General features: G+C 40.1%; 17 protein-coding genes. 12 read left to right on the forward strand and 5 right to left on the reverse strand.

Going from position 1 to position 22,457, the window contains the following annotated elements; translation table 11 throughout:
- Positions 1-26: 26 nt before the first annotated feature.
- The 3 genes from HCG49_RS10630 to HCG49_RS10640 are packed head-to-tail and all read left to right on the forward strand — an operon-like array spanning position 27 to position 5,207.
- Positions 27-1,046, forward strand: coding sequence for an NAD-dependent epimerase/dehydratase family protein (locus HCG49_RS10630; protein ID WP_168469516.1), 1,020 nt, complete (start codon positions 27-29; stop codon positions 1,044-1,046).
- A complete protein-coding gene (locus tag HCG49_RS10635) occupies positions 1,043-2,017 on the forward strand; it encodes a Gfo/Idh/MocA family protein (RefSeq protein ID WP_168469517.1) in 975 nt (324 codons plus the stop codon). Before HCG49_RS10630 ends, HCG49_RS10635 begins: the two co-directional genes overlap by 4 nt.
- 19 nt (positions 2,018-2,036) lie before the next feature.
- The gene (locus tag HCG49_RS10640) at positions 2,037-5,207 is read left to right on the forward strand and encodes a PVC-type heme-binding CxxCH protein (RefSeq protein WP_168469518.1); all 3,171 of its coding nucleotides are present in this window, start codon (positions 2,037-2,039) and stop codon (positions 5,205-5,207) included.
- A 42-nt stretch (positions 5,208-5,249) separates the two neighbouring features.
- Here the strand turns inward: HCG49_RS10640 and HCG49_RS10645 are convergent, their stop codons facing one another.
- Positions 5,250-6,344, reverse strand: coding sequence for a PepSY-associated TM helix domain-containing protein (locus tag HCG49_RS10645; RefSeq protein ID WP_168469519.1), 1,095 nt, complete (start codon positions 6,342-6,344; stop codon positions 5,250-5,252).
- Between the two features lie 63 nt (positions 6,345-6,407).
- Positions 6,408-8,792, reverse strand: a complete 2,385-nt coding sequence (locus HCG49_RS10650) for a TonB-dependent receptor (protein ID WP_168469520.1) — start codon at positions 8,790-8,792, stop codon at positions 6,408-6,410.
- Between the two features lie 376 nt (positions 8,793-9,168).
- Here HCG49_RS10650 and HCG49_RS10655 point away from each other — a divergent pair, with 376 nt between their 5' ends.
- From HCG49_RS10655 to HCG49_RS10695, 9 genes are all read left to right on the forward strand, one after another.
- Positions 9,169-9,519: a hypothetical protein gene (locus tag HCG49_RS10655; RefSeq protein WP_168469521.1), complete on the forward strand. Its 351-nt coding sequence runs from the start codon at positions 9,169-9,171 to the stop codon at positions 9,517-9,519.
- A 103-nt stretch (positions 9,520-9,622) separates the two neighbouring features.
- Positions 9,623-10,018, forward strand: coding sequence for a DoxX family protein (locus tag HCG49_RS10660; protein ID WP_168469522.1), 396 nt, complete (start codon positions 9,623-9,625; stop codon positions 10,016-10,018).
- A 5-nt stretch (positions 10,019-10,023) separates the two neighbouring features.
- Positions 10,024-10,440 (forward strand): sulfur reduction protein DsrE, encoded by a 417-nt coding sequence (locus HCG49_RS10665; RefSeq protein ID WP_168469523.1) that lies wholly within the window; start codon positions 10,024-10,026, stop codon positions 10,438-10,440.
- Between the two features lie 106 nt (positions 10,441-10,546).
- A complete protein-coding gene (locus HCG49_RS10670) occupies positions 10,547-10,963 on the forward strand; it encodes a DsrE family protein (RefSeq protein WP_168469524.1) in 417 nt (138 codons plus the stop codon).
- A gap of 174 nt (positions 10,964-11,137) precedes the next feature.
- Positions 11,138-11,722, forward strand: a complete 585-nt coding sequence (locus HCG49_RS10675; RefSeq protein ID WP_168469525.1) for a TlpA family protein disulfide reductase — start codon at positions 11,138-11,140, stop codon at positions 11,720-11,722.
- A gap of 113 nt (positions 11,723-11,835) precedes the next feature.
- Positions 11,836-12,150 carry a DUF6660 family protein gene (locus HCG49_RS10680; RefSeq protein WP_317167476.1) on the forward strand — a complete coding sequence of 105 codons (315 nt, stop codon included), beginning with the start codon at positions 11,836-11,838 and terminating at the stop codon, positions 12,148-12,150.
- Between the two features lie 118 nt (positions 12,151-12,268).
- Entirely contained in the window at positions 12,269-16,642 is a 4,374-nt protein-coding gene (locus HCG49_RS10685) for a CusA/CzcA family heavy metal efflux RND transporter (protein ID WP_168469527.1), read from the forward strand.
- A gap of 49 nt (positions 16,643-16,691) precedes the next feature.
- On the forward strand, positions 16,692-17,906 hold the full coding sequence (locus HCG49_RS10690; RefSeq protein WP_168469528.1) for an efflux RND transporter periplasmic adaptor subunit: 1,215 nt from the start codon (positions 16,692-16,694) through the stop codon (positions 17,904-17,906).
- 4 nt (positions 17,907-17,910) lie between these two features.
- The gene (locus tag HCG49_RS10695; protein ID WP_168469529.1) at positions 17,911-18,330 is read left to right on the forward strand and encodes a Fur family transcriptional regulator; all 420 of its coding nucleotides are present in this window, start codon (positions 17,911-17,913) and stop codon (positions 18,328-18,330) included.
- A gap of 190 nt (positions 18,331-18,520) precedes the next feature.
- Here HCG49_RS10695 and HCG49_RS10700 read toward each other — a convergent pair whose 3' ends face one another.
- From HCG49_RS10700 to HCG49_RS10710, 3 genes are read right to left on the reverse strand one after another with little or no spacing between them, the layout of a single operon-like run.
- Entirely contained in the window at positions 18,521-19,384 is an 864-nt protein-coding gene (locus tag HCG49_RS10700; RefSeq protein ID WP_168469530.1) for an acyl-CoA thioesterase, read from the reverse strand.
- Positions 19,385-19,412: 28 nt separating this feature from the next.
- A complete protein-coding gene (locus tag HCG49_RS10705; protein WP_168469531.1) occupies positions 19,413-20,954 on the reverse strand; it encodes an acyl-CoA carboxylase subunit beta in 1,542 nt (513 codons plus the stop codon).
- Positions 20,955-20,960: 6 nt separating this feature from the next.
- Positions 20,961-22,439, reverse strand: a complete 1,479-nt coding sequence (locus HCG49_RS10710; protein WP_168469532.1) for an acetyl/propionyl/methylcrotonyl-CoA carboxylase subunit alpha — start codon at positions 22,437-22,439, stop codon at positions 20,961-20,963.
- Between the last annotated feature and the right edge of the window lie 18 nt (positions 22,440-22,457).

The raw sequence follows: 22,457 nt of genomic DNA on the forward strand, positions 1-22,457 counted from the left end.
GGGGCTCCCATTTTAAAAAATAATACATGCATACAATATTTATAACTGGCGGTACAGGTTGTATAGGGTCAGTTACCATTTATAAATTATTACAATCCAAAGAAGTAGGGAAAATTGTGGTTGCTTCGAGGTCCAATAACACAGCTCCCCTCAAATTATGGTTGGGAGAAGATTTAGATCCTAGAGTAGAATTCATATCCTTGGATGTGGCAGACTATAGGGCTATTGAAGAGGTTGTTCTAACGGTAAACCCAACCCATATCATTCACTTAGGAGCGTATCAAAGTCCGGATTGTTCTAAATACCATATCCAGGGAATGGAAATTAATACGGGAGGTACTATGGCATTATTTGATGCTGCAGAAAAATTGCCCAATTTACAACGGTTTGTATTTGCTAGTTCCGCCGCCGTTTATGGAATGAGAGCTATGTATCCTGAACCGGGAATTGCCGAGGACGCTCCATTGGCACCACCCAACCATTACGGAATTTGGAAATTGGCAGGAGAGCATTTGGCCCGATTGTTTTATGATAATACCAAAGTGCCTACCGTTTGCCTAAGAATAAATACCACCTATGGCAAAGGCAGGGACCAAGGTAAAACCTCGGCACCTACCAATGCCCTTAAAGCAATCGCAACCGGAGCAATTATTGGGGCTTCTATACCTTTTGAAATGCCGTATCAGGGCCGCGAAAATTATCACTTTGTAGAAGATGTAGGAGCGCATTTTGCAGCTTGTACCTTGCAACCGTACAAGGGCTTTGGAGCATTTAATATTAAGGGAGAAACAATAGCGATCACCGAATTTTTAGCCATCGTAAAACAACAGGCCAACGAAATGGGGATAGGCGAATTTGCAGAACTCTCCATAGTAGCAGGGGCAGATCCAAATTTATTTGTTTCAGATTTAAGTCATGATAAAATTGCAGCTACCTTTAAAGATTTGCCGTTGACCAGTATTGCTGAGGGAGTAAGGAGGTCTCTAGAGGAATTCCTAGAAATGGCAAAAACCGGAAGTTTAAATTATTCATTAAAAAGTATATGAAAACGATAGGGATTGGATTTCTTGGTGCCGGGGATATTGCAGATCTACATGCCGAAGCCATAAACGGTTTGGAAGGGGCAACCCTAGTGGGACTATGGAATCGGACGGCAGAGAAAGGAAAGGTCAAAGCCCTGAAATATGGCTGTAAGACCTATAATACCGAGGACGATTTGTTAAACGACCCTGCTATAGATGCTGTGTTTATCCTGACCAATATGGAAACCCATTGCGAATACACCCTTCGGGCAGCAAAGGCAGGGAAACATATTTTGGTCGAAAAACCGGCGGCATCGAGTATTGCAGAATTGGAAAAAATGAATAAGGCCGTGATGGAGGCTGAGGTGCACTGCATGCCCGTACATAATTATATTTATGAAAGCGGTATAGAACGGGCCAAATCTATGATAGATAGTGGGAAATTAGGCGATATCACCCAGTTTTATATGATGTATAACATCCATCATGCCGATGATGTCAGGGCGCGCTACCCAGGAGTAATACGTCAAATACTGACACACCATAGTTATACCATGCTATTTTTAGCCGGGCTCCCTAGGACTATTTCTTGTATGAAACATACGGTAGATGCGACTATAGCTCCTCAAGAAAATGTAGCCATGGTCAATATAAAAATGGAAAATGGCGCCTTGAGTCACCTTAGTGCAAGCTTTGCCAATGATGATCATGCTGGGGATCCGTGGAGCTGTATTATAAAAGTAATAGGCACCAAAGGAAGTACCCGGTATAGTTACCGAGACTGGGTAATTAATGAAAGGAACGGGGCACACTCCCAAACATATTATGCCTATCCCGAATCTATTAAAAATACCACCACCCATTTTATAAATAAAGTGATCCGAGAGGGGGGACAACCCTTATCAAGTCTAGAAGATGCCATCAATTGTCAAAAAATCATTGAGGCCTGCGAACGGTCTGTTGCAGAAGAAGTCCATGTTAAATTTCAAAAATAACCTCGAGCCAAATAAAATTATGAGAATAAAACTTAATCTTTCCTTGATAAAATACAGCCTTCTTTTTGGGGTATTCCTAGCTATAAGCAGCTGTAATAAACAAGGACCTACTTTGCATATAAGCGAGAATTCCCATATTGTGATTTTAGGGAATAATTTAGGATCTAGAATGACCCATTTTGGTCATTTTGAGACCGAAATGCAATTGCGCTATCCCGACAGCCTTCTTTTTATCAGGAATATGGCCGACGGTGGAAACACACCGGGATTTAGGCCGCACCCCTCCCGAGATTCCCCTTGGGCCTTTCCGGGGGCAGAGGTGTTTCAGACAGAACTTGCGCAGAAATCGGGAAATACCGGTCATTTTGACTCTCCGGACCAATGGTTGACCAAGCTGAAGGCCGATATCATCATAGCTTTTTTTGGCTATAATGAATCTTTTGAAGGAGCGGCCGGGCTAGAAAACTATAAGGCAGAACTTCAGGCCTTTATACAACATACCCTCAACCAGCAATACAATGGTACCGCTGCCCCACAATTGGCACTAGTATCACCCATAGCTTTTGAAGATCTTTCTGCAAAAATGGATTTGCCCAATGGCGTAAATGAAAATAAAAACTTAGCGCTTTATACAGCCGCAATGAAGGAAGTTGCAGCTGCGAATAATGTGTTGTTTGTTGATGCCTTTGAGCCCACACAAAAATGGTATGACAACGAAAAGCAAGATTTGACGGCCGATGGATTTCAACTGAATGATTTTGGTTATAAGAAATTTTCGAAACTATTGGCAGATCAGATATTTGGAAATAGAAAAGTTAAGGCTGAAGAAAATCGAGCTTTGGTTCTTGATGCGGTAAAGGAAAAAAATTGGTTTTGGCTCAACGATTATAAAATTCCTAATGGGGTACATGCCTATGGAAGGCGTTATGATCCCTTTGGTCCAGATAATTATCCGGCCGAGATTGAGAAAATACGACAAATGACGGCGATCAGGGATACTGCCATTTGGGAGGCTGTTAAGGGTGTGTCGAAAGATTTGGCCGCTGCAGATGCCAAGACTCGAGAACTTCCGGTGATAGAAACCAATTATAGGTACAAAGGGACTAATGGAGGTCCAGCATACCTATACGGGAAAGAAGCCGAAGAAACCATAGAAGTGGCCGAAGGATATAAAATAGAGCTTTTTGCCTCTGAGGAGGAATTTACCGATCTGGCCAATCCGGTGCAGCTATCCTTTGATAACAAAGGTCGTTTATGGGTAGGGGTTATGCCTAGTTATCCACATTATAAAGCTGGGGATAGCAAGCCAAATGATAAGCTATTGATTTTGGAAGATACCGATAATGATGGAAAGGCCGATAAACAAACTGTTTTTGCTGATGGCCTACACCTTACTATTGGGTTTGAATTTGCCCCAGAAGGAGTGTATGTTTCCCAAGGGACAAATTTAGTGTTGTTAAAAGATACCGACGGAGACGATAAGGCCGATGTCACCGAGGTTGTTTTAAGTGGCTTCGACGATCATGATACGCATCACGCCATCAGTGCATTTACTACAGATCCTTCAGGAGCGATCTATATGGGCGAAGGTGTATTTTTACATACCAATGTAGAGACTGCTTATGGACCGGTAAGGGGAACCAATGGCGGATTTTACCGATATAGCCCACAGCGGCACCATTTGGAACGAACCGCTCAGTTATCTATTCCTAATCCCTGGGGAATCGCCTTTGATGATTGGGGTCAGAATTTCTTTGCACATACCTCTGGGCCAGATATGACTTGGATGATGCCAGGAACTATTAAACCACGTTATGGAAAGGCGTCTCCACTGCCGAAAAACCTGATTCAGGCAGAACACAGGGTGCGACCAACCTCGGGACTAGAATTTATATCTAGTAGACATTTCCCAGAAGAAGTTCAAGGAGATATCATTATCAATAATACGATTGGTTTCTTAGGGACAAAACAACATACTATGGTCGATGATCCTGAGTCTGCAGGCTATATCAGTACCCATAGGTTAGATTTAATGAGATCTACGGATACTAACTTTCGACCTGTTGATATGGAGTTTGCTCCAGATGGGTCCTTATACTTTTTAGACTGGCACAATGTATTAATCGGTCATATGCAGCACAATGCTCGTGATCCGTTACGCGATCATGTACACGGTAGAGTGTATCGAATTACGTACCCGTCCAGACCATTAGTAGAACCAGCTAAAATTGTTGACGCCAGTATTGGAGAATTGTTAGATAATTTAAAGCTGCCAGAATACCGAACAAGGTATCGTACCAAAAGAGAGTTACGTGCTAGAAATCAGGACGAGGTATTAGCTGAATTAAAAGATTGGGTTAAAAACCTGGATAAAAACGACCCTAGATACGAGCATCAATTATTAGAGGGCCTTTGGGTAAGTTGGGGGCTTAACAAAGTAGACGGCGATATATTGAACCAAGTATTAAAAGCAGATGATTTTAGGGCACGTGCAGCCGCTGTTAAGGTGTTGCGATATGCCGGACATCAGATTGCCGATCAACCTCAATTATTAATGCAAGCAGCAACCGACGAGCATCCGCGGGTTCGATTAGAGGCCTTGGTTGCCAGTTCGTGGTTACCAAAAGAAATAGGGCTGCCCATTGTTGAGGCAGCCGGAAAAATGCCTTTGGACGATTGGATGCAAAAACCTTACGAAGCGGCGATTGCCCATTTAAACGGACATAATTTAGGGGAAGATCCAGATGCAGTTAAGGTACAAACCGATTTGAAAGGAAAAGATAAGGATCTGTATGTAAAGGGAGCCGCTATTTATGCAAGAGAAGGGTTTTGTATTACCTGTCACCAACCCAATGGAAAAGGACTAGAATCCTCGGGCTTTCCTCCATTAGATGGTTCCGAGTGGGTAACGGGTAGTCAAGAACGTCTCATTAAATTAACCTTAAAAGGGATGATGGGACCTATAGAAGTAAAAGGAAAAAAATATCCTGGACAGGTACCCATGACACCATTTGGAGGCATGTTGAACGATGAGGAAATGGCATCGGTATTAACCTATGTCAGAAATACCTTTGGCAACAAAGCTTCGGCAATTGCTCCGGAAAAAGTGAAGGAAATAAGAGCGCAGATTAAAGATAAAGAAGGGTTCTATAGCGCAGAGGAATTATTAAAAGAACACCCGAATAACTAAAGTATAGCTATATACACATAATAGAAGAATGCCGGGAATAGATTAAAACCTATTGCCGGCATTTTTTTGTTTTTTCTTAATTTTAGAATAATATATTTTAATTCCACTAACATATAGGATAGCTGGAACAAATCCGGCTAAAAATACCAGAAACCTTCCAAAATACCCAGCGATTTCCCCAATGTGAAATGGGTAGAACTGCGCTGCTATCTTCTGGTTAGCTAAATCACTGTCATAGTCCGTTAAACTGTTGATATGGCCACTACTATCTACCTTTAGCTCTTTGGTTTTTCTTAGTCCCATACCAATAGCTCTATTTTTGATGTATCTGAAATGATAGGGGGATGTTCTTTTCTTAGGGAAATAAATGGCCCTTAGAGCATAGTCCGGATCAGGATTGTCAATATAATGCTGGTAACCTGTAGATGCCGCTACCGCTTTGGTAGGTGTATCCTGGGGAAGCGATTTTTCAGTATTGAAAACCTCCAAGGCTTTTTTATAATAACTGTGATAGGTAAAATAGCCGCCCGAGAAAGCCATAAGCAAAAGTGGTATAAAGAAACATATTCCCAATACCTTGTGTAAATTATAGTTAAAAAGTTTTTTCTTGGGTTTCCATTTAATTTTAAACCCCTGTTTTAGGTTGTTGCTATACGCCTTATACCACATAAAAAAACCAGAAAGCAAGAGGAGGACGAAAAAAATAAGGGTACTTCCGCCAACGATATATTTTCCAATATCGGGTATGCCCAAGGTGCGATGGATCTTTATTAAATCTTCAAAAAATTGAATAGAGGTCGACTTTTCCCCTAAATAGATGGCGTTTTGTGGGTGATAATAATGTGTTTCACCGTTGTTGAAAAGTATAGAAATACTTTGTTGTTCCCTATAAGGTAGGTTTACCCTATCGATACTGTCCCTATGTTTTTCTATTAAAGAAGCAGTCGTACTATGCAAGCTGGTTTCCGAGATGTTTTCAAATAAGGGAACCTGTAATAAATGTGGGTTTAAAGTACTAACTATTTCTGGCTGCCAAACATACAGCGCTCCTGTTAGTCCGGAAATAGAAGCCAAAAGTCCACAACTTAGGCCCAACCACAAATGAACCTTCTTAATATATCGCAAGCTTTTTTTCATGAAATAGGGGAGTTCTTAAACAAAACAAGGTATGCCCTTGTGGGCATACCTTGGGAGTAGTAATTAAAAGTTGTAAAGTAAACTTAGTTTTAGGTTAGCACCTTCCCCGGTTCCGGAAAAAGATTTTAAGGGTGCCGCCCATTGCGCTCTTGCCGGTAGGTAATATTCGTTGAATAAATTATTGACGGCCAAAGAAGCGGTCATATTGGACTGTAGCTTGTACGAGGCACTCAAATTTACCAGGGTATAACCGTTCACAGGGAATTCTGTATGGCGATAGGCCCAATTTTGGTTGTTGTCCAAAAACGGATCAAACCTTTTTCGATCTCCTAAATGGGTCATTCTAATAGAAGTGCTTAGTTTTTCAGTAGCATTCCAATTGACGTAGGCCGTTAATTTTGGAGCAGAAATAACATCACCACCGAGATAAGTCAGTTCACTTTTGTTGTCCAAGCTTTCCTTCATCCCTTCTACATAAGAGTAGGAAGTACCCAATGCTATTTTCTTGTTCCAAGTGGTATAATCTATGGCAACTTCCCCGCCGAAAATCTTTTGCGGTTGTACGGACGGTAAAAAGGCATTTAGATCGTCATTGAAAGTAACACCGGTTCCCAAATTAGAGGTACTGTAATATCCCACAGCTTCTATGCGCAAGGAATTGAAATTTGAAATAAAACCAAATTCATAATTTTCGGTTACCGCTGGTTCCAATTGTATGTCATTGACATTTTCAGCCACGGCCGACTTTAATACAGCTCCTAAATCGGCAATAGAAAATCCTTGTGAAAAACTAACGTATGGAATAAATTCTTGATGCGCTATATACCTTAGTCCCAGGTTGTATGCTACATTATTAAACTCAAGGTCTCCTCCTTTTACGGCTACGGAAGTATTGTAATTTCCGTCTCCCTTGGCCGAATACGGTAGGGTTTGGTAGTCGGCAATTTCCATATTCATATCATCATACCTTAAGCCAGCTTTTAAGACCCATTCCTTATTGAGTTTTACGGTCGATTGAAGGTAGGGAGCCCAACTGATAAGATTAACATTTGGTACCCAAAGTCTGCCATCTAACAATCCTTGGTTGGTTTTGTCTTTTAATACATCTAGTCCGTAAGTGAAAGACATGTCTATGTCTTCAAATTGGTTGATGCTAGTATTGAAATTAGGTCTAATACCCCATTTTTCGGCATTGATAACAGACTGCCCGCCGTTCTCAAATTTATCGGAATAGAAAAAAATGTTTTCGGTATTTTGGTAATAGATATCCGTTTCAAAATCGGTGGTTCCCGAAAAAATATTGTTTAAATTATATTGTAGCTGTCCATTGATCAAGGTAGCTCCTGTAGCTTTCTCGCCCGGAACGGAACCCTTAATACCATAGGCTGGTACTATATTGTAGTCGCCTTGTTCATTAAAAACCTCCACATCGGCATATACCGGGATAAACGGAGTGTCGTGCACAGATTTATAAAGGTTGGCATTCAAGCTTATTTTTTGATTATCACTAATATTATAACTTAATTTTCCTAAAGAGCTGTAGATGTTAGAGTTGTCTAGTCCGTATGTCGGCAACAATACATTTCCTTTGGCATCGTATTTATTGCCAGTTTGTTCTAAACTACCACTGATGTAGTAATTAAACTTATTCAATTTTCCTTTGAGGGACTGATAAACTCCCCATCCTAAGGCATCCTCAGTACTAGCGAGGTTCGAAGTTCCCCAAAGGTTCGTACTGCCTTCTATTTTTTTGTTGGACGTTGGTTTTTTGGTGATATAGTTTATAAAACCACCGTTACCACCATTACCAAAAATAGAAGTAGCTCCTTTAATTACTTCTACTCGACTAATATCATTGGGGTTTATAGATTTGATACCTAATTGGCCGTTTCTGATGGGTGTAGATTGTGGGATACCGTCTACCATAACCAATAACGAACGCCCTCTTAAGGTCTGTCCCCAGTTAGAATAAGTTCCCGTAGATACGGCAAGTCCGGGAACCGTGAATTCTAGGATTTCGTTGATATTAGAGGTCGCCTTCGAAAACTCCTGAAGTTGTACCTCATTGACCACAGTGATAGAGGCAGGAATTTCAGAAAGATATTCTGAGTTTCTACTGGCAGATACTACCACTTCGTCTAAACTGCTATAGTCTTCTATTAAAACAGTATTATATGTAGTTACAGCTTTATCGGTAAAAGTAATCGTCTTGTTTTGTGGTTGGTAGCCCAACATCCTAAAGGTAACGGTATAAGTTCCTGGGGGAATGTTTTGTAAAGTATAGGCACCATCAAAATTGGTCATAACCCCACTTTGTAGCTCCTGGATAGATATGGATGCTCCGGCGATGGGGGCGTTGTTGGCATCTGTTATAACTCCTTTTAACGCTGATTGCGAAAATAGGTACGTAGAAATGAACAGGGTGAATAGCAATGCAATTTGCTTCATTTTATCCTTATTTAGATTTATTAAAAATAGAGGCGCAAATATATGGGCCAACAATAAGGTTGGCAAGAAGATTTAAATATTTTTTTGACGAAAGGATTTAGTATGATCGTTTAAGGTTGTAAACGAGTTTGTTACAGGGTAAAAAGGATAAAAAAGAACTTGGATTTAAAGCCTAATAATCATTTTATCATCTCTATAGGATTATTTTAAGCGCGATATTATCCTTTTATGTGGATATAAAGTTTAATAGTACCTAGGTAATCGTTGCTTATAAGTAGAGTAAAGTGTAGGTTCCTTTAGCCAAGAAATTATTAAGATAACTTTGTAACAATTGTTACAAGTAGATTCTTATGATAGATTTATATTTGAAGATTAAATGAATGTAAAAACGCTCATAGCACCCTTCATTATCCTTGTGTTTTTAACGAGGCTTTTTATTATTGATGCAGGTTTATTTACCTATGTCAATGAGGGCTCCGAGGTGACTATCTCCAAACCATTTTGCGAAAAAAGGGCTTATAAAGAAAGTCGGGCGTTACCAATACTCGAAAATGTCACAATCATAGATCAGTTTAACCTAGAGTTGTTTTGCACTCATCAGATTTGTTTTAGTTTCGCGGAAATTCCTTCCTTTAATCTTCTAGATAATTTTAAAGGATATGGCTATACTTCAAGCTTAAAAATCAATACCCATCCAGATAAACTGTATCCTCCCCCTAAGATATAACCACACTTCGGAAGACTGCTTTTTGGCAGTTTAGTTAAGGGTGGTCCCATTGGGTTTCCCTTGATGAGATGAAAATATTTTAAGTGTAAATAATATAATTAGTATGACTTCAAAAGTTGTGGTAAGCTTGCGTTCTATACAGCTATTACGAATATTTGTTAGCAGTATCTTTATAATAGCGAGTATAAGCCATTTGTTTAATGTCGAAAAAACGGTAAGACGTTTAGAGTCGGCCAAATTAGGGTATTTAGCCCTTTTCCTTGGAAATCCTACCATATTAGTCGTCGCTTCAGGGATTGTAATGCTCATTGCTGGAATCAGTTTTTGTGTTGGTTATAAGACCCGATGGTCGGCCATAGTGCTCCTAGCAGTCTTAATTCCTATTACCATAACCATTCAAATGGGGCAGGTGACAACACTAGGGCCATTATTTAAAAATATAGCCATTTTAGGTGGACTCCTATTTTTTATCCTAAATGATATACCTAAGAAAATTTGATCCTTATGAAAATAAAATCTTTGATGTTAGTAGCATGTGGTATGCTGTTTTTACCCCTGCTGGGAATGGCGCAAAATACAGTTCAGCCAACGAATTACACTTCCTTGGTTAAAAATGACGGTTTCTTGACTGCAGTCATTGAAACAACGGATGATCTTATTGCTTCCGAGACCAAAAATTTTGGAGAAATACAAATTGTTTTCTGTGGTAAGAAAATTGATCAGTTGACCGATGAGGCTATTATGAAGCCTATTTTAGAGAAAATAAAAGGTAAGCCCGTTACCCTAATGGCCTGTGGATTCTCCCTAAATAAATTTCAGGTCGATCGCACTATAGTGCCAAAGGAAATATTAGTGGTAGATAACGGTATCTTACATCAATTTCAATTATTAAAAAAGGGTTATCTAAGTTTGGACCTTTAATAAAGTAGTATTAACAAAAATAAGTTTCCCATACAACACAGCTTTCTGGAAGTATTGACTTTCGGGTAAACTGTAATGGGATTAAAAACAAAAAACATTAATTCAGATGAAATCAACATTTTTAAAAATATCCTTGGTATTCCTAGCCTTAATTTTTAACCATACTATGAAGGCTCAAGAAATAGAAAAGCTCAACTATGCGATGATGACCTCAAAACTTGAACAATTAAAACCAATTACACTGGCAGCAGGGGAATTGCATAAGGAAGATGGAGCAGGTTTTGGCGCTTTTGAAACCATTATATACGGAAAAGAGGTGGTTGCCTTGACCGATAAAAAGATTATGAAGCCTTACTTGAAAGAAGCAAGGAAAGCTAATGTTTCCCTGGTGGTTTGTAAGATGGCCTTGGATAAATTTGAGATCAAAGAGAAGGATCTGCCCAAGGAACTAAAGGTTGTCCCTAATGCCTTCTTGTACTATTTACAGCTACAGAAAAAAGGCTATTTGACCTTAAGTTTATAAGGGGTAAAAATAGTTCTCTTTTAATAGAGATTTGTTGCTGGCCTAAATAAAAAATAAGGATTTAGATGATATAGCGTTTAAAGCGCCTCAAGAAAATCTATGCCTTTAGGTCAATAAATTTAATAATCAAGGGAAGCCGAAAAATGAAATGGTAACCCAACAAGAAAATATACGATGAATACAAAAAATAAAAAATCGATCATAAAATATTCGGTACTACTAGGTTTAGTTCTTGTACTATATACCACCGGATTGCACGCACAAGTAATAGGCTTTTTTCAGCAAGGAATATTAATGACCGGCCTAATGAATCCTAAAGTGGAGAATACCGCTAAGGAAACGAACTATACACCGGCAGATTATAACCTTCGTCTCATAAATTCTAAAGGAGAAAAGCTGCATTTGCAAGACCTTAAAGGAAAAGTAATTTTTATGAATCTATGGGCCACATGGTGCCCTCCTTGTATTGCAGAAATGCCCACCATTAATGAATTGTACAACAAAATGGATAAGGAAGATGTAAAGTTTATTATGCTTTCTTTGGACAATAATTTTGAAAAAGCAAAAAAGTTTAATGAGAATAAGGGGTATGATTTTGAGGTGTACCAGGTAGATGGATACCTTCCTAGCATGTATAACACCCCAAGCATTCCTACTACTTTTGTAATTGATGCCAAAGGTAATTTGGCCTTGACCCATAAGGGAATGGCCGATTATAGCACTCAAGAGTTCCAGGACTTTTTAAATGGACTAAAATAATCAGATACCGTAGAAAAAGGCTGTGAGAGCAGCTTTTTTCTACGGTATACAGTTTTCTTGTAAAATACCTACTTTGCAATACTGCTGCATGTTAGTATTCTTATATTTGTAAGGTGAAGTTGATAACAATTATATTATCTTTTTATTTTTTAGCCCTTAATTTTATGCCATGTGCCGATGAAGTTCAAGTTGCTAAGGATAGTGTTGTCGAAAATATTATGGCGGTAGACCACAGTCAAGAACACAATGGAATAGCCGATTTATGCTCGCCATTCTGTCTTTGCAATTGTTGTCATGTGAATTCTGTTGATTTTGGGATCACTTCCTTTGAACCAATATCTGCTGTAATACCTTCTAAAATCTACATTCATTTTGATAGTCTTGGTGAAGAAGTAATACATTCTATCCTCCAACCACCAAAAGTTTAATTCAGTTTTTAGGATTCTTATATCCTGTTATTAAGGAATCTGCGAAGGTTTCCTTGGCTTAGCTATACTTTGTTTGAAAAAACGATAGCGGTATTTTTAACTGAATTAACCACTTTATATGATCAATAGAATCATCGATTATTCAATCGATAACAAATTTATTATCGGTCTGCTCACTTTTGCCCTAATCGGGGCAGGGATTTGGAGTATGACCCAAGTACCTATAGATGCCGTACCTGATATTACCAATAATCAGGTCCAGGTAATAACCCAATCTCCCAATTTAGGAACAGAAGATATAGAACTGTTTGTCACCTACCCTGTGGAGGTGGCCATGAGTAACTTACCTAAGGTCCATGAAATAAGATCTATTTCTAGATTTGGGCTCTCGGTGGTAACCATTGTTTTTGATGACGATATGGGGAACTATCTGCCGCGACAGTTGGTAGCCGAAAAGCTTAAGGAGGTGCAAGAACAAATTCCTTCAGGCTTTGGAAAACCCGAAATGGGACCAATCTCGACCGGACTAGGAGAGATTTATCAATATACCCTAGAGGTGTCGAAAGACTTTAAGGATCAATACACCCTAACCGAATTAAGGACTATGCAGGATTGGATTATTCGCCGCCAAATGGCCATGGTGCCGGGGGTAGTGGAGGTAAATGCCTTTGGTGGCACCCAAAAGCAATATGAGGTGGCCGTAGATCCAAATGAACTTAATGCGATTGGAGTGACTATTACAGAGATCTTTACGGCCTTGGAAAACAATAACCAAAATACAGGTGGTGCTTATATTGAACGGAATCACCAGGCTAATTTTATCCGTGGAGAAGGCCTAGCAAGAAGTATTGGAGATATTGAAAATATCGTGGTAAAAACCCACAATGGTATTCCCATAAAAATAAGAGATGTTGGGGAAGTGTCCTTAGGTAGTGCCGTACGGTATGGTGCCTTGACCAAGGACGGGAAAGGAGAAGCTGTAGGCGGGATGATTTTGATGCTAAAAGGAGCAAATTCTAACCAAGTGGTAACCAAGGTGAAACATAGAATAGAGCAGATTCAGAAATCTATGCCAGAAGGGGTTACGATTACACCTTTTCTAGATCGTAGTACCCTGATTACCGAGACTACAGGGACGATTACCGGCAATTTACTAGAAGGTGGACTTATCGTTATTTTTGTATTAGTTCTATTGCTGGGAAATTGGCGGGGCGGACTTATAGTAGCCTCTACCATACCTCTGTCCCTGTTGTTTGCATTTATATTGATGAATGTATTTGATGTATGGGCAAATCTGATGAGTTTAGGGGCTATAGATTTTGGTATTATTGTAGATGGGGCCGTGATTATCGTAGAAGGTTCAGTTTTTCTTATGTATAGTTATGTGGTAAAAAAGAAAATAATAACCAAGGATACCCAAAATGAAATTGCAGGGAAGGCCGCAAAAAAAATGATGAATGCCGCCTTTTTTGGACAGTTGATTATCCTTATTGTTTTCTTGCCGATTTTGGCCCTAGAAGGGGTAGAAGGAAAAATGTTTAGACCTATGGCATTGACCTTTATTTTTGCCATGATTGGGGCTATGATCCTTTGTTTAACCTATGTTCCCATGGTGTCTGCCCTGTTTTTAAAGGCTCCTAAGCGCACAAAAGAGTCTTATGGAGATAAATTTGTGCATTGGGTACAACGGAAGTACGAACCTATATTGGCTAAGGCCCTAACAAAGGGAAAACTTATTATAGGAAGCTCCATAGTTCTTTTTGCCTTGGCAGTATTTATGTTTACACGGATGGGAGGCGAATTTATTCCACAGCTCGATGAAGGCGATATCGCGTTTCATGCCCTCTTAAAACCAGGAAGTTCCCTGAGCGAAACCGTAGAAACAACTACAAAAATTGAGCAAATCGTGATGGCACAGTTTCCCGAAGTAGAAACCGTAGTGAGCCGTATTGGGGTCGCCGATGTGCCTACCGATCCTATGCCCATGGATATAGCCGACGTATTTGTAATCATGAAGCCTATCAAGGAATGGACAAGTACCACCTCAAAAGATGAGATGGTAACGTTGATGAAAAATGCGGTGAGCATTCTTCCTGGGGTAAATTTTGAATTTACCCAGCCTATAGAAATGCGTTTTAACGAATTGCTTACCGGAGTACGGGAAGATGTGGCGATAAAACTATTTGGAGAAGACCTGGAAATATTGGCAATAAAGGCCGAAGAAATAGGGAGGCTAATCGCTACGGTGCCAGGAGTAGCCGATATGAAAGTAGAAGCGATCGATGGCCTGCCTCAAATAACCATCGATTACGACCGTGGTAAATTAGCACAATACGGTCTTAATATTACCGCAGTAAATAGTATTGTCCAAGCTGCCTTTGCAGGAGCTAAAGCCGGAGTTGTTTTTGAAGGAGAGAAACGCTTCGACCTAGTGGTAAGACTAAATAAAGAAAACCGAAGCAGTATAACCGATATTCAAAATCTTTATATAAACTTGTCCAACGGTTCACAAATTCCTTTAAGTGAAATAGCAAAAGTAAGCTACGAACCAGGGCCCATGCAAATAAGTAGGGATAATACCAACCGTAGGACCTATGTGGGGATTAATATCAGGGATCGGGATGTAAAATCTGTAGTGAAAGATATTCAAGCTATTTTAGAGCGTGAATTAGACTTGCCACCAGGATATTTTATCCGTTACGGTGGGGCGTTCGAAAATCTGGAACGTGCCAGTAATAAGCTGATAACGGTGGTTCCCATTGCTTTGCTGCTTATTTTTGTTCTGATTTATTTAGCCCTAAAATCGTTTCCCCAAACCTTAATGATTTACGTAGCCATTCCTATGGCGACTATTGGTGGGGTATTTGCCTTGTGGATTAGAGATATGCCTTTTAGTATTTCGGCAGGAATAGGTTTTATAGTACTATTTGGAGTGGCTGTACTAAATGGTTTGGTCATGATAAGTGGTTTAAACGAACTAAAGGAAGAAGGAAGTACCTCATTAAAAGAACGGATCTTTGAAGGGACAAAACGAAGGATCAGGCCTATTATGCTTACTGCACTCACCGATGTATTAGGGTTCTTACCTATGGCCATGTCTTCATCGGCAGGGGCAGAAGTACAACGGCCCTTGGCGACTGTGGTTATAGGGGGACTTTTAACAGCTACCTTGCTTACCCTATTTATTCTCCCCATCTTATACCAATGGGTAGAGAATAGAACAGCAATAGAGGCATCGCCAAAAAAAATGGTGCCGGTAACCGTAGTGGTAACATTGTTCTTGCTGCTACCGATTACTTCCATTGCACAACAAACAGTTCCAGTTGTCGCATCGGAAGGCCAAAGTCTTGCTGAAAAGACCTTTTCAGAAATTTCCTTGCAAGCAGCGATAGAACTAGGCGTCGCTAATTATCCCTTGTTAAAGGCAAATCAATTGGAAATAGAAAAACAACAGGCTTTAAAAAACACGGTTACGGACCTAGGAACCACCAATTTGTTTACAGGAGGAGAGGAAATTAGGGGGGATGATGGAATATATACGATAGTGGGTTTAGGCCAATCCGATATCGATGTTTTTGGGATCGCTCCCAATAAACGTTTACAAAAAACACGTATACAGTTGGCCGAGACCGCCTATGACCTATCGGAATTAGTGCTGATTAGGGAAGTGAAAAGATCCTGGTCAGCAGCCTTTCAGGCCAATCGGAAATATCGCCTGTATCGCGAATTGGATTCGATTTATGACAAATTCCAAAAATCGGTGAGCCTGAATTTCGAGGTGAAGGCAATTTCCAAGTTGGAGTATTCATCGGCAAAAAATCAAGCCTTACAAATAAACAACAAAAAACAAGAGGCTTATAGTAACTACCAAATAGCCTTGGAGCGACTTAATTTGTGGTTGGTCAGTGATACTTTTTACGATGTGCCTAAGGGTTTGGACGTATCAGAAACAATGGGTTTGAGAGGTGTTGCTGACTTGGAGAGTCACCCTCAAAATATACTATTCCAAAAGCGTGTCGCCGAAGCAGTTGGTAATTACAAAGTTTCAAAAGCCAGTATGTTGCCCAAGGTTAGTCTGCAAGCAGGCTGGCAAGAAGAAGGAAATATGAGCAAATATTATAGTTATCAGGCCGGTATTTCTATGCCACTATTATCAGGATTGCAAAAGAGAAAAGTTAAGGAAGCTAGGATTGCTGTTGAACAGGCCAAAGAAAATGGCATTATTGCAGAAAGAAAAATTAAATCCGAATATCAACAAGCCGTATATAACTATCAAAAATGGTTGAGGTCTTGGCAGTTTTATGATCAAGAAGCCCTGCCATTAGCAAAAGAAAATCGGTTAGGTGGCCTACTGGCGTACCAAGAAGGGGCAATAGATTATTTTGGCTTTACTCAAATTATTAAAGATGCCATCCAGACAGAAATGGATGCCATGGATGCTTTAAACAATTTCCTAAATACCCGTTTCGAATTAGAGTATTATACCAAATAAAACTTCTCTTAGAGGACAGATTAGAATACATAAAATTAAAAATACAGAGATGCAAATAAAAAAAATATCTATCTATAAAATGGTATTCCTAGCTATGCTGGCTTTTGGAATTACCGCTTGTGGCAACAGTAAGCCAACCGATATAAAACACGAGAGAGATAAGAGCGAGACTCCATTAGCGAAAAAAGACCTCCATAAGGAAGGAAAAGAGGAAGTGATGCTAACCAACCAGCAGTTTGAAGCCTTACAATTAAAAATTGATACGGTAAGTAGCCGAAATATGTCCGCTTTCCTAGCTGCTAATGGTCAGTTAGAAGTACCGCCGCAAAATGAGGCAATAATAACTTCGGTAATAGGGGCCAATGTGGTTGCTATAGAAGTGATAGAAGGAGATAAGGTCAAAAAAGGGCAAGTGGTAGCCTATTTATCACACCCCAATATAATCCAAAAACAAACCGACTACCTAAATGCTTATAACAATAATAAATTTCTTAAAACGGAATTTGAAAGACAAAAGAAACTGTTCGAGGGCGGCGTTGCTTCCGGAATGAATTTTCAAAAAGCTGAAGCCGAATATAAAGTCGCCGAGGCTATGGTAAATGGATTGGCAGCACAATTGCTTCAATTAAATATAAGTGTCGGCGGACTTCAAAAAGGCCATATTTATCAACGCATTAGCCTACGGAGTCCTATTGGTGGCTATGTGCAGGATGTAGCCGTGAAAACAGGACAATACGTAGATCCACAGACGGCCTTGTTAGAAGTCGTAAATACCGACCATGTGCATGCCGATTTGATGGTTTTTGAAAAGGATGTACATAAAATAAAGGAAGGCCAAACGGTACGATTTAAAGTGCAATCTCCAGATGGAGAAGAACTGACCGCTACAATATTTTCTATAAGCAAAACATTCGAAAAAGAACCAAAGGCCTTGCATGTACATGCCGATATTGAAAATAAGGAAGCCCTCTTAATTCCTGGAATGTATATTAAAGGTCGTATTGAAACTGGAAATGTGAAAACCCTCGCATTTCCAGAAAGTGCCATTAGTAGGGAGGGGGATAAATTCTTTGTTTTTTCCGCGGAAAAGGAAGGAGACGATTGGCGTTTTGTGCCAATAGAAGTAACTTTAGGGGAAAATGACGGGGAATGGATTGCAGTAAGATTTTTGCAATCAGTACAACCAAGTACATTATTTGCCCAAAACAATGCCTATTATTTAATGGCTGAAATGAAAAAGGAAGAAGCAGAACATACACACTAAGACCATGGCTGAAATAGAAGATTATTTACAACAAAAAGAAATACGCCCCACAGCCATGAGAATGCTTATTTATAAGTATCTCGCCGCTCAAAACATAGCTAGTGCCTTGGTAGATATAGAAAATGCTTTCGATAAAGCAGATAGAACAACCTTGTATCGGACTATGAAGACCTTTGAAAAAAAAGGTATTGTACATCAGATCAATGATGGATCTGGAACCCCTAAATATGCCATGTGCGAACAAGATTGTAATTGCGAGATAGATAATGATCTTCACCTCCATTTTCATTGTACCAAATGTGGTGAAACTGTTTGTTTAACCGACTATAAAATCCCTAATGTAAGTTTGCCAAAAGGGTATTTGGCAGAAGATATGAATCTATTGGTCAAAGGCATTTGTGACAAATGCAATGGGAAAAAATAATGCTTGGGAAAATGAATAATAAACACAGCTCATGACTGTTTTTATTTGAAACCTTGTAAATTGATCTTATGCAAATCTATCCACTTCCGGATAGATTTGCATTTTATAAGTTTAGCATTAAAAATGTTTGCCTAATTTTAAGGAATAGTTTGTAAGCGATTGATGTCGCAAATGTTCTTATAAAGCCATCTTACCCCTTTATTTGCCGCATCAGCCCTTCTTGGGCTACGGAAGCAACCAAAACCCCGTTTTTGTCAAAAATACTTCCCCTAGAGAAACCTCTAGCATTGGAGGCACTAGGACTATCCATAGCGTACAATAACCAATCATCAATCTTAAAATCGCGATGAAACCATATGGCGTGATCTAAACTGGCATAAAACGTCCTTGAGGGACTTAGCTGTTCCCGATGGGGTAGAGAAGCGGTCATCAATATATTATAATCGGAGGCATAGGCCAAAATTTGTTGTTGAAGCGGTAAACTAGCCTTTATGGGTTGGGTGGTGCGCATCCACATATGGTTCAAAGGAGGGCCGTTTTTTACAAGTTTATAGGTTAACCGATCAGTAGGCTTAAATTCAAATATCTTTGGATGAGTGCTTTTAATAATCTCATAAGTCTCGGGGTCCGTATTTTTCATCGCCAATATCTGTTCCATACTCGTCATTAATTGATCAGGATTAAGGACGTTGGGCATGTTAATTTGATGATCTGGGCCCTCTTCAGCCACTTGAAAAGAAGCAGACATATTAAAGATGGCCTTTCCATTTTGCTTGGCCACCACTCGTCTAGTAGTAAAACTATTTCCATCTCTAATGTTGTCTACCTCATAAGTAATAGGAATATCCAAATCTCCTCCTAAAATAAAATATCCGTGCATGGAATGGGCTATCCTATCCTTGGCTACAGTTTGGTACGCAGCATATAAGGATTGTCCTAAAACCTGACCTCCAAATACGCGTCCCCAAGGAGCCTGGTAGTTTTGTCCTATAAAGGTTTGGTCATTAATACGCTCTAAGCTAAGTAAGTTTATGAGGTCTTCTAGTTGATTCATAAGGTGTTGTGGGATTATATTTTTAGGGTTACAAGGGGATATTTCCATGTTTTTTCTTAGGAAGGTTTACCACCTTATTGGCTAACAAGGCATAGGCTTTTATAAGTTTTCGTCTTGTATCCTTCGGATAGATTACTTCATCAATAAACCCTCTTTCGGCAGCACTGTAGGGGTTGGCAAATTTATCGGCATATTCCTGTTCTTTCTCACGTAATTTTTCTTCGGGGTCCTGTGCCGAATTAATTTCTTTTTTAAAAATAATTTCACTGGCTCCCTTGGCACCCATGACTGCGATTTCGGCCCCGGGCCAAGCATAATTTAAATCGGCTCCTATATGCTTAGAATTCATAACGTCATAGGCTCCGCCATACGCCTTTCTGGTAATTACAGTAACCTTAGGTACGGTAGCTTCGCTAAGGGCGTACAATAACTTGGCACCATTGGTGATAATACCGTTCCATTCCTGATCGGTACCAGGAAGGAAACCTGGGACATCGACCAATACCAACAAAGGAATATTAAAACAATCGCAAAAACGAGTAAATCGGGCCGCTTTTTTAGAACTGTTTACATCCAAAACTCCCGCTAATTGCATGGGTTGATTGGCAACAATACCGATACTCCTGCCTGCTAACCTGCCAAAACCGACAACGATATTTTCGGCATAGTCTTTATGGATTTCAAAAAAAGACTCCCTATCTATAATTTCATGGATAACATGCCTCATATTATAGGGCTGATTGGCATTTTCAGGGATGATGTTTTCCAAGGCTTTCCTAGTTTCGTCCTCTATGGAATAGTCTAACGGTTTTGGAGATTCCTCACAATTTTGAGGGAAATAGCTAATAAGTTGTCGCAGCTGCTGTATGCATTCGATATCGTTTTCTGCCGTTACATGGGTAACCCCAGATTTGGTAGCATGGGTAAGGGCACCGCCTAGCTCCTCCGAAGTAACGGTTTCATTAGTGACGGTTTTTACCACATTAGGACCTGTAACGAACATATAACTAGAGTTTTCTACCATCAGGGTAAAGTCTGTCATGGCAGGGGAATAAACCGCCCCTCCCGCACAGGGCCCCATAATTGCCGATAATTGTGGAACAACCCCAGAGGCCATTACATTCCTATGGAAGATATCGGCATAGCCTCCCAAGGACCGCACTCCTTCTTGTATCCTGGCACCGCCACTATCGTTTAAGCCAATTATCGGAACACCGATTTTCATGGCCATATCCATTATTTTACATATTTTTTCGGCATGGGTCTCGGAAAGTGATCCGCCAAAAACAGTGAAATCTTGTGCAAACACACATACCTGTCGCCCAGCAATGGTGCCATAGCCAGTAACAACCCCATCGCCATAAATAACATTCTTCTCCATACCAAAATCGGTCGTCCTATGCGTAACCAAAGCTCCCATTTCTTCAAAAGACCCATCGTCTAATAAAAAATGCAGTCGTTCACGGGCCGTTAGTTTGCCTTTGCCGTGTTGGGTTTCTATACGTTTTAGACCACCTCCTAATTGGGCTTTGGCTATTTTGTCTTCTAGTATTTTTATTTTGTTCTTCATTAAATCCTACTTTATGGTTCTTTTTAACAGCCAGTTAGATTGCTCGTTCGCAGGGACCTTTAATTTGTCTTTAAATTCAAGGAATAATTTTAATCCCATTGCCGCCGCTATGTGGCGTTCCTTATCGTATTGGGCCAACAAAAGCTCTGGGGTGTAGTGATTCGCTACAAAATGAGTGTTGAAGTTTCCCGATGTAAAAGCTTGATGGCGGAAGACAAATTTACCAAAGGGAAGGGTGGTAGCAACGCCCTTGATTTTATATGCATCTATGGCTTCCAACATCAGCTGTATGGCTTCGGACCGGGTGTTGCCATACGTGATCAATTTGGCCAACATAGGATCGTAATAAATAGGGATGGTCATGCCTTCTTCAAACCCATCATCAACCCGGATGCCAATCCCTACAGGGCAAACGTAGGTTTTAAGAGTACCTATACTAGGGGAAAAATTATCCACGGGGTCTTCGGCATATACGCGGAGCTCTAAAGCATGTCCTTTTATGCTCACATCGTTTTGTCCCAGTTGTAGTACTTCGTTATTTGCTATTTTCAGTTGTTGTTCTACTAGGTCTACTTGGGTAATCAGTTCGGTAACCGGGTGCTCTACCTGTAAGCGAGTGTTCATTTCTAAGAAATAAAAATTCTTGTCCTTATCCATTAAAAACTCTACCGTTCCGGCACCTACGTAATTACAGGCCTTGGCAACCTTTACAGCCGCTGCCCCCATGGCAGCTCTTATTTCGGAAGTAATAAATACAGAAGGAGCTTCTTCGACAACCTTCTGGTGTCTACGCTGAATACTGCATTCCCGTTCAAATAGATGTATTATATTTCCCTTGGTATCGGCTAAAATTTGAATTTCGATATGCCGAGGTGCTTCGATATATTTTTCAATGAAGACCGCACCGTTTCCGAAAGCTGCCGTTGCTTCGCTAATAGCACGTTTCATTTGGCCCGGCAGTTCTTCCGATTCATGGACTACACGCATTCCTTTTCCTCCTCCTCCGGCAGAAGCCTTTATCAAAATAGGGAACCCGATTTCTTTGGATATTTCTTGGGCGAGTGAAATATCGGTAATCGCGGTTTCTATACCCGGAACCATAGGGATATCATACTTTTTTACGGCTTCTTTTGCAGCCAATTTATCGCCCATGATCTTTATGGCATGGGTGGGTGGACCTATAAAAGTAATGCCGTTATCGGATACCATTTGAGCAAAAGTGGCATTTTCACTTAAAAATCCGTACCCAGGGTGTATGGCATCGGCACCGGTTTTTAAAGCTGCATGGATTATTTTATCCTTGGCCAAGTACGATTCGGAAGAAACTGAATTTCCTAAAAATACCGCTTCATCGGCATAGCGTACATGAGGTGCATTTCGGTCGGCTTCGGAATAAACAGCCACGGTACCAATACCCATTTTTTTGGCCGTCTTCATAACCCGTAACGCTATTTCCCCTCGGTTGGCAATTAAGATTTTTTTCATGGTTTTGATTTCAAACGT

It is taken from the genome of Arenibacter sp. 6A1, from assembly GCF_012272855.1.
Classification (GTDB): Bacteria; Bacteroidota; Bacteroidia; order Flavobacteriales; family Flavobacteriaceae; genus Arenibacter.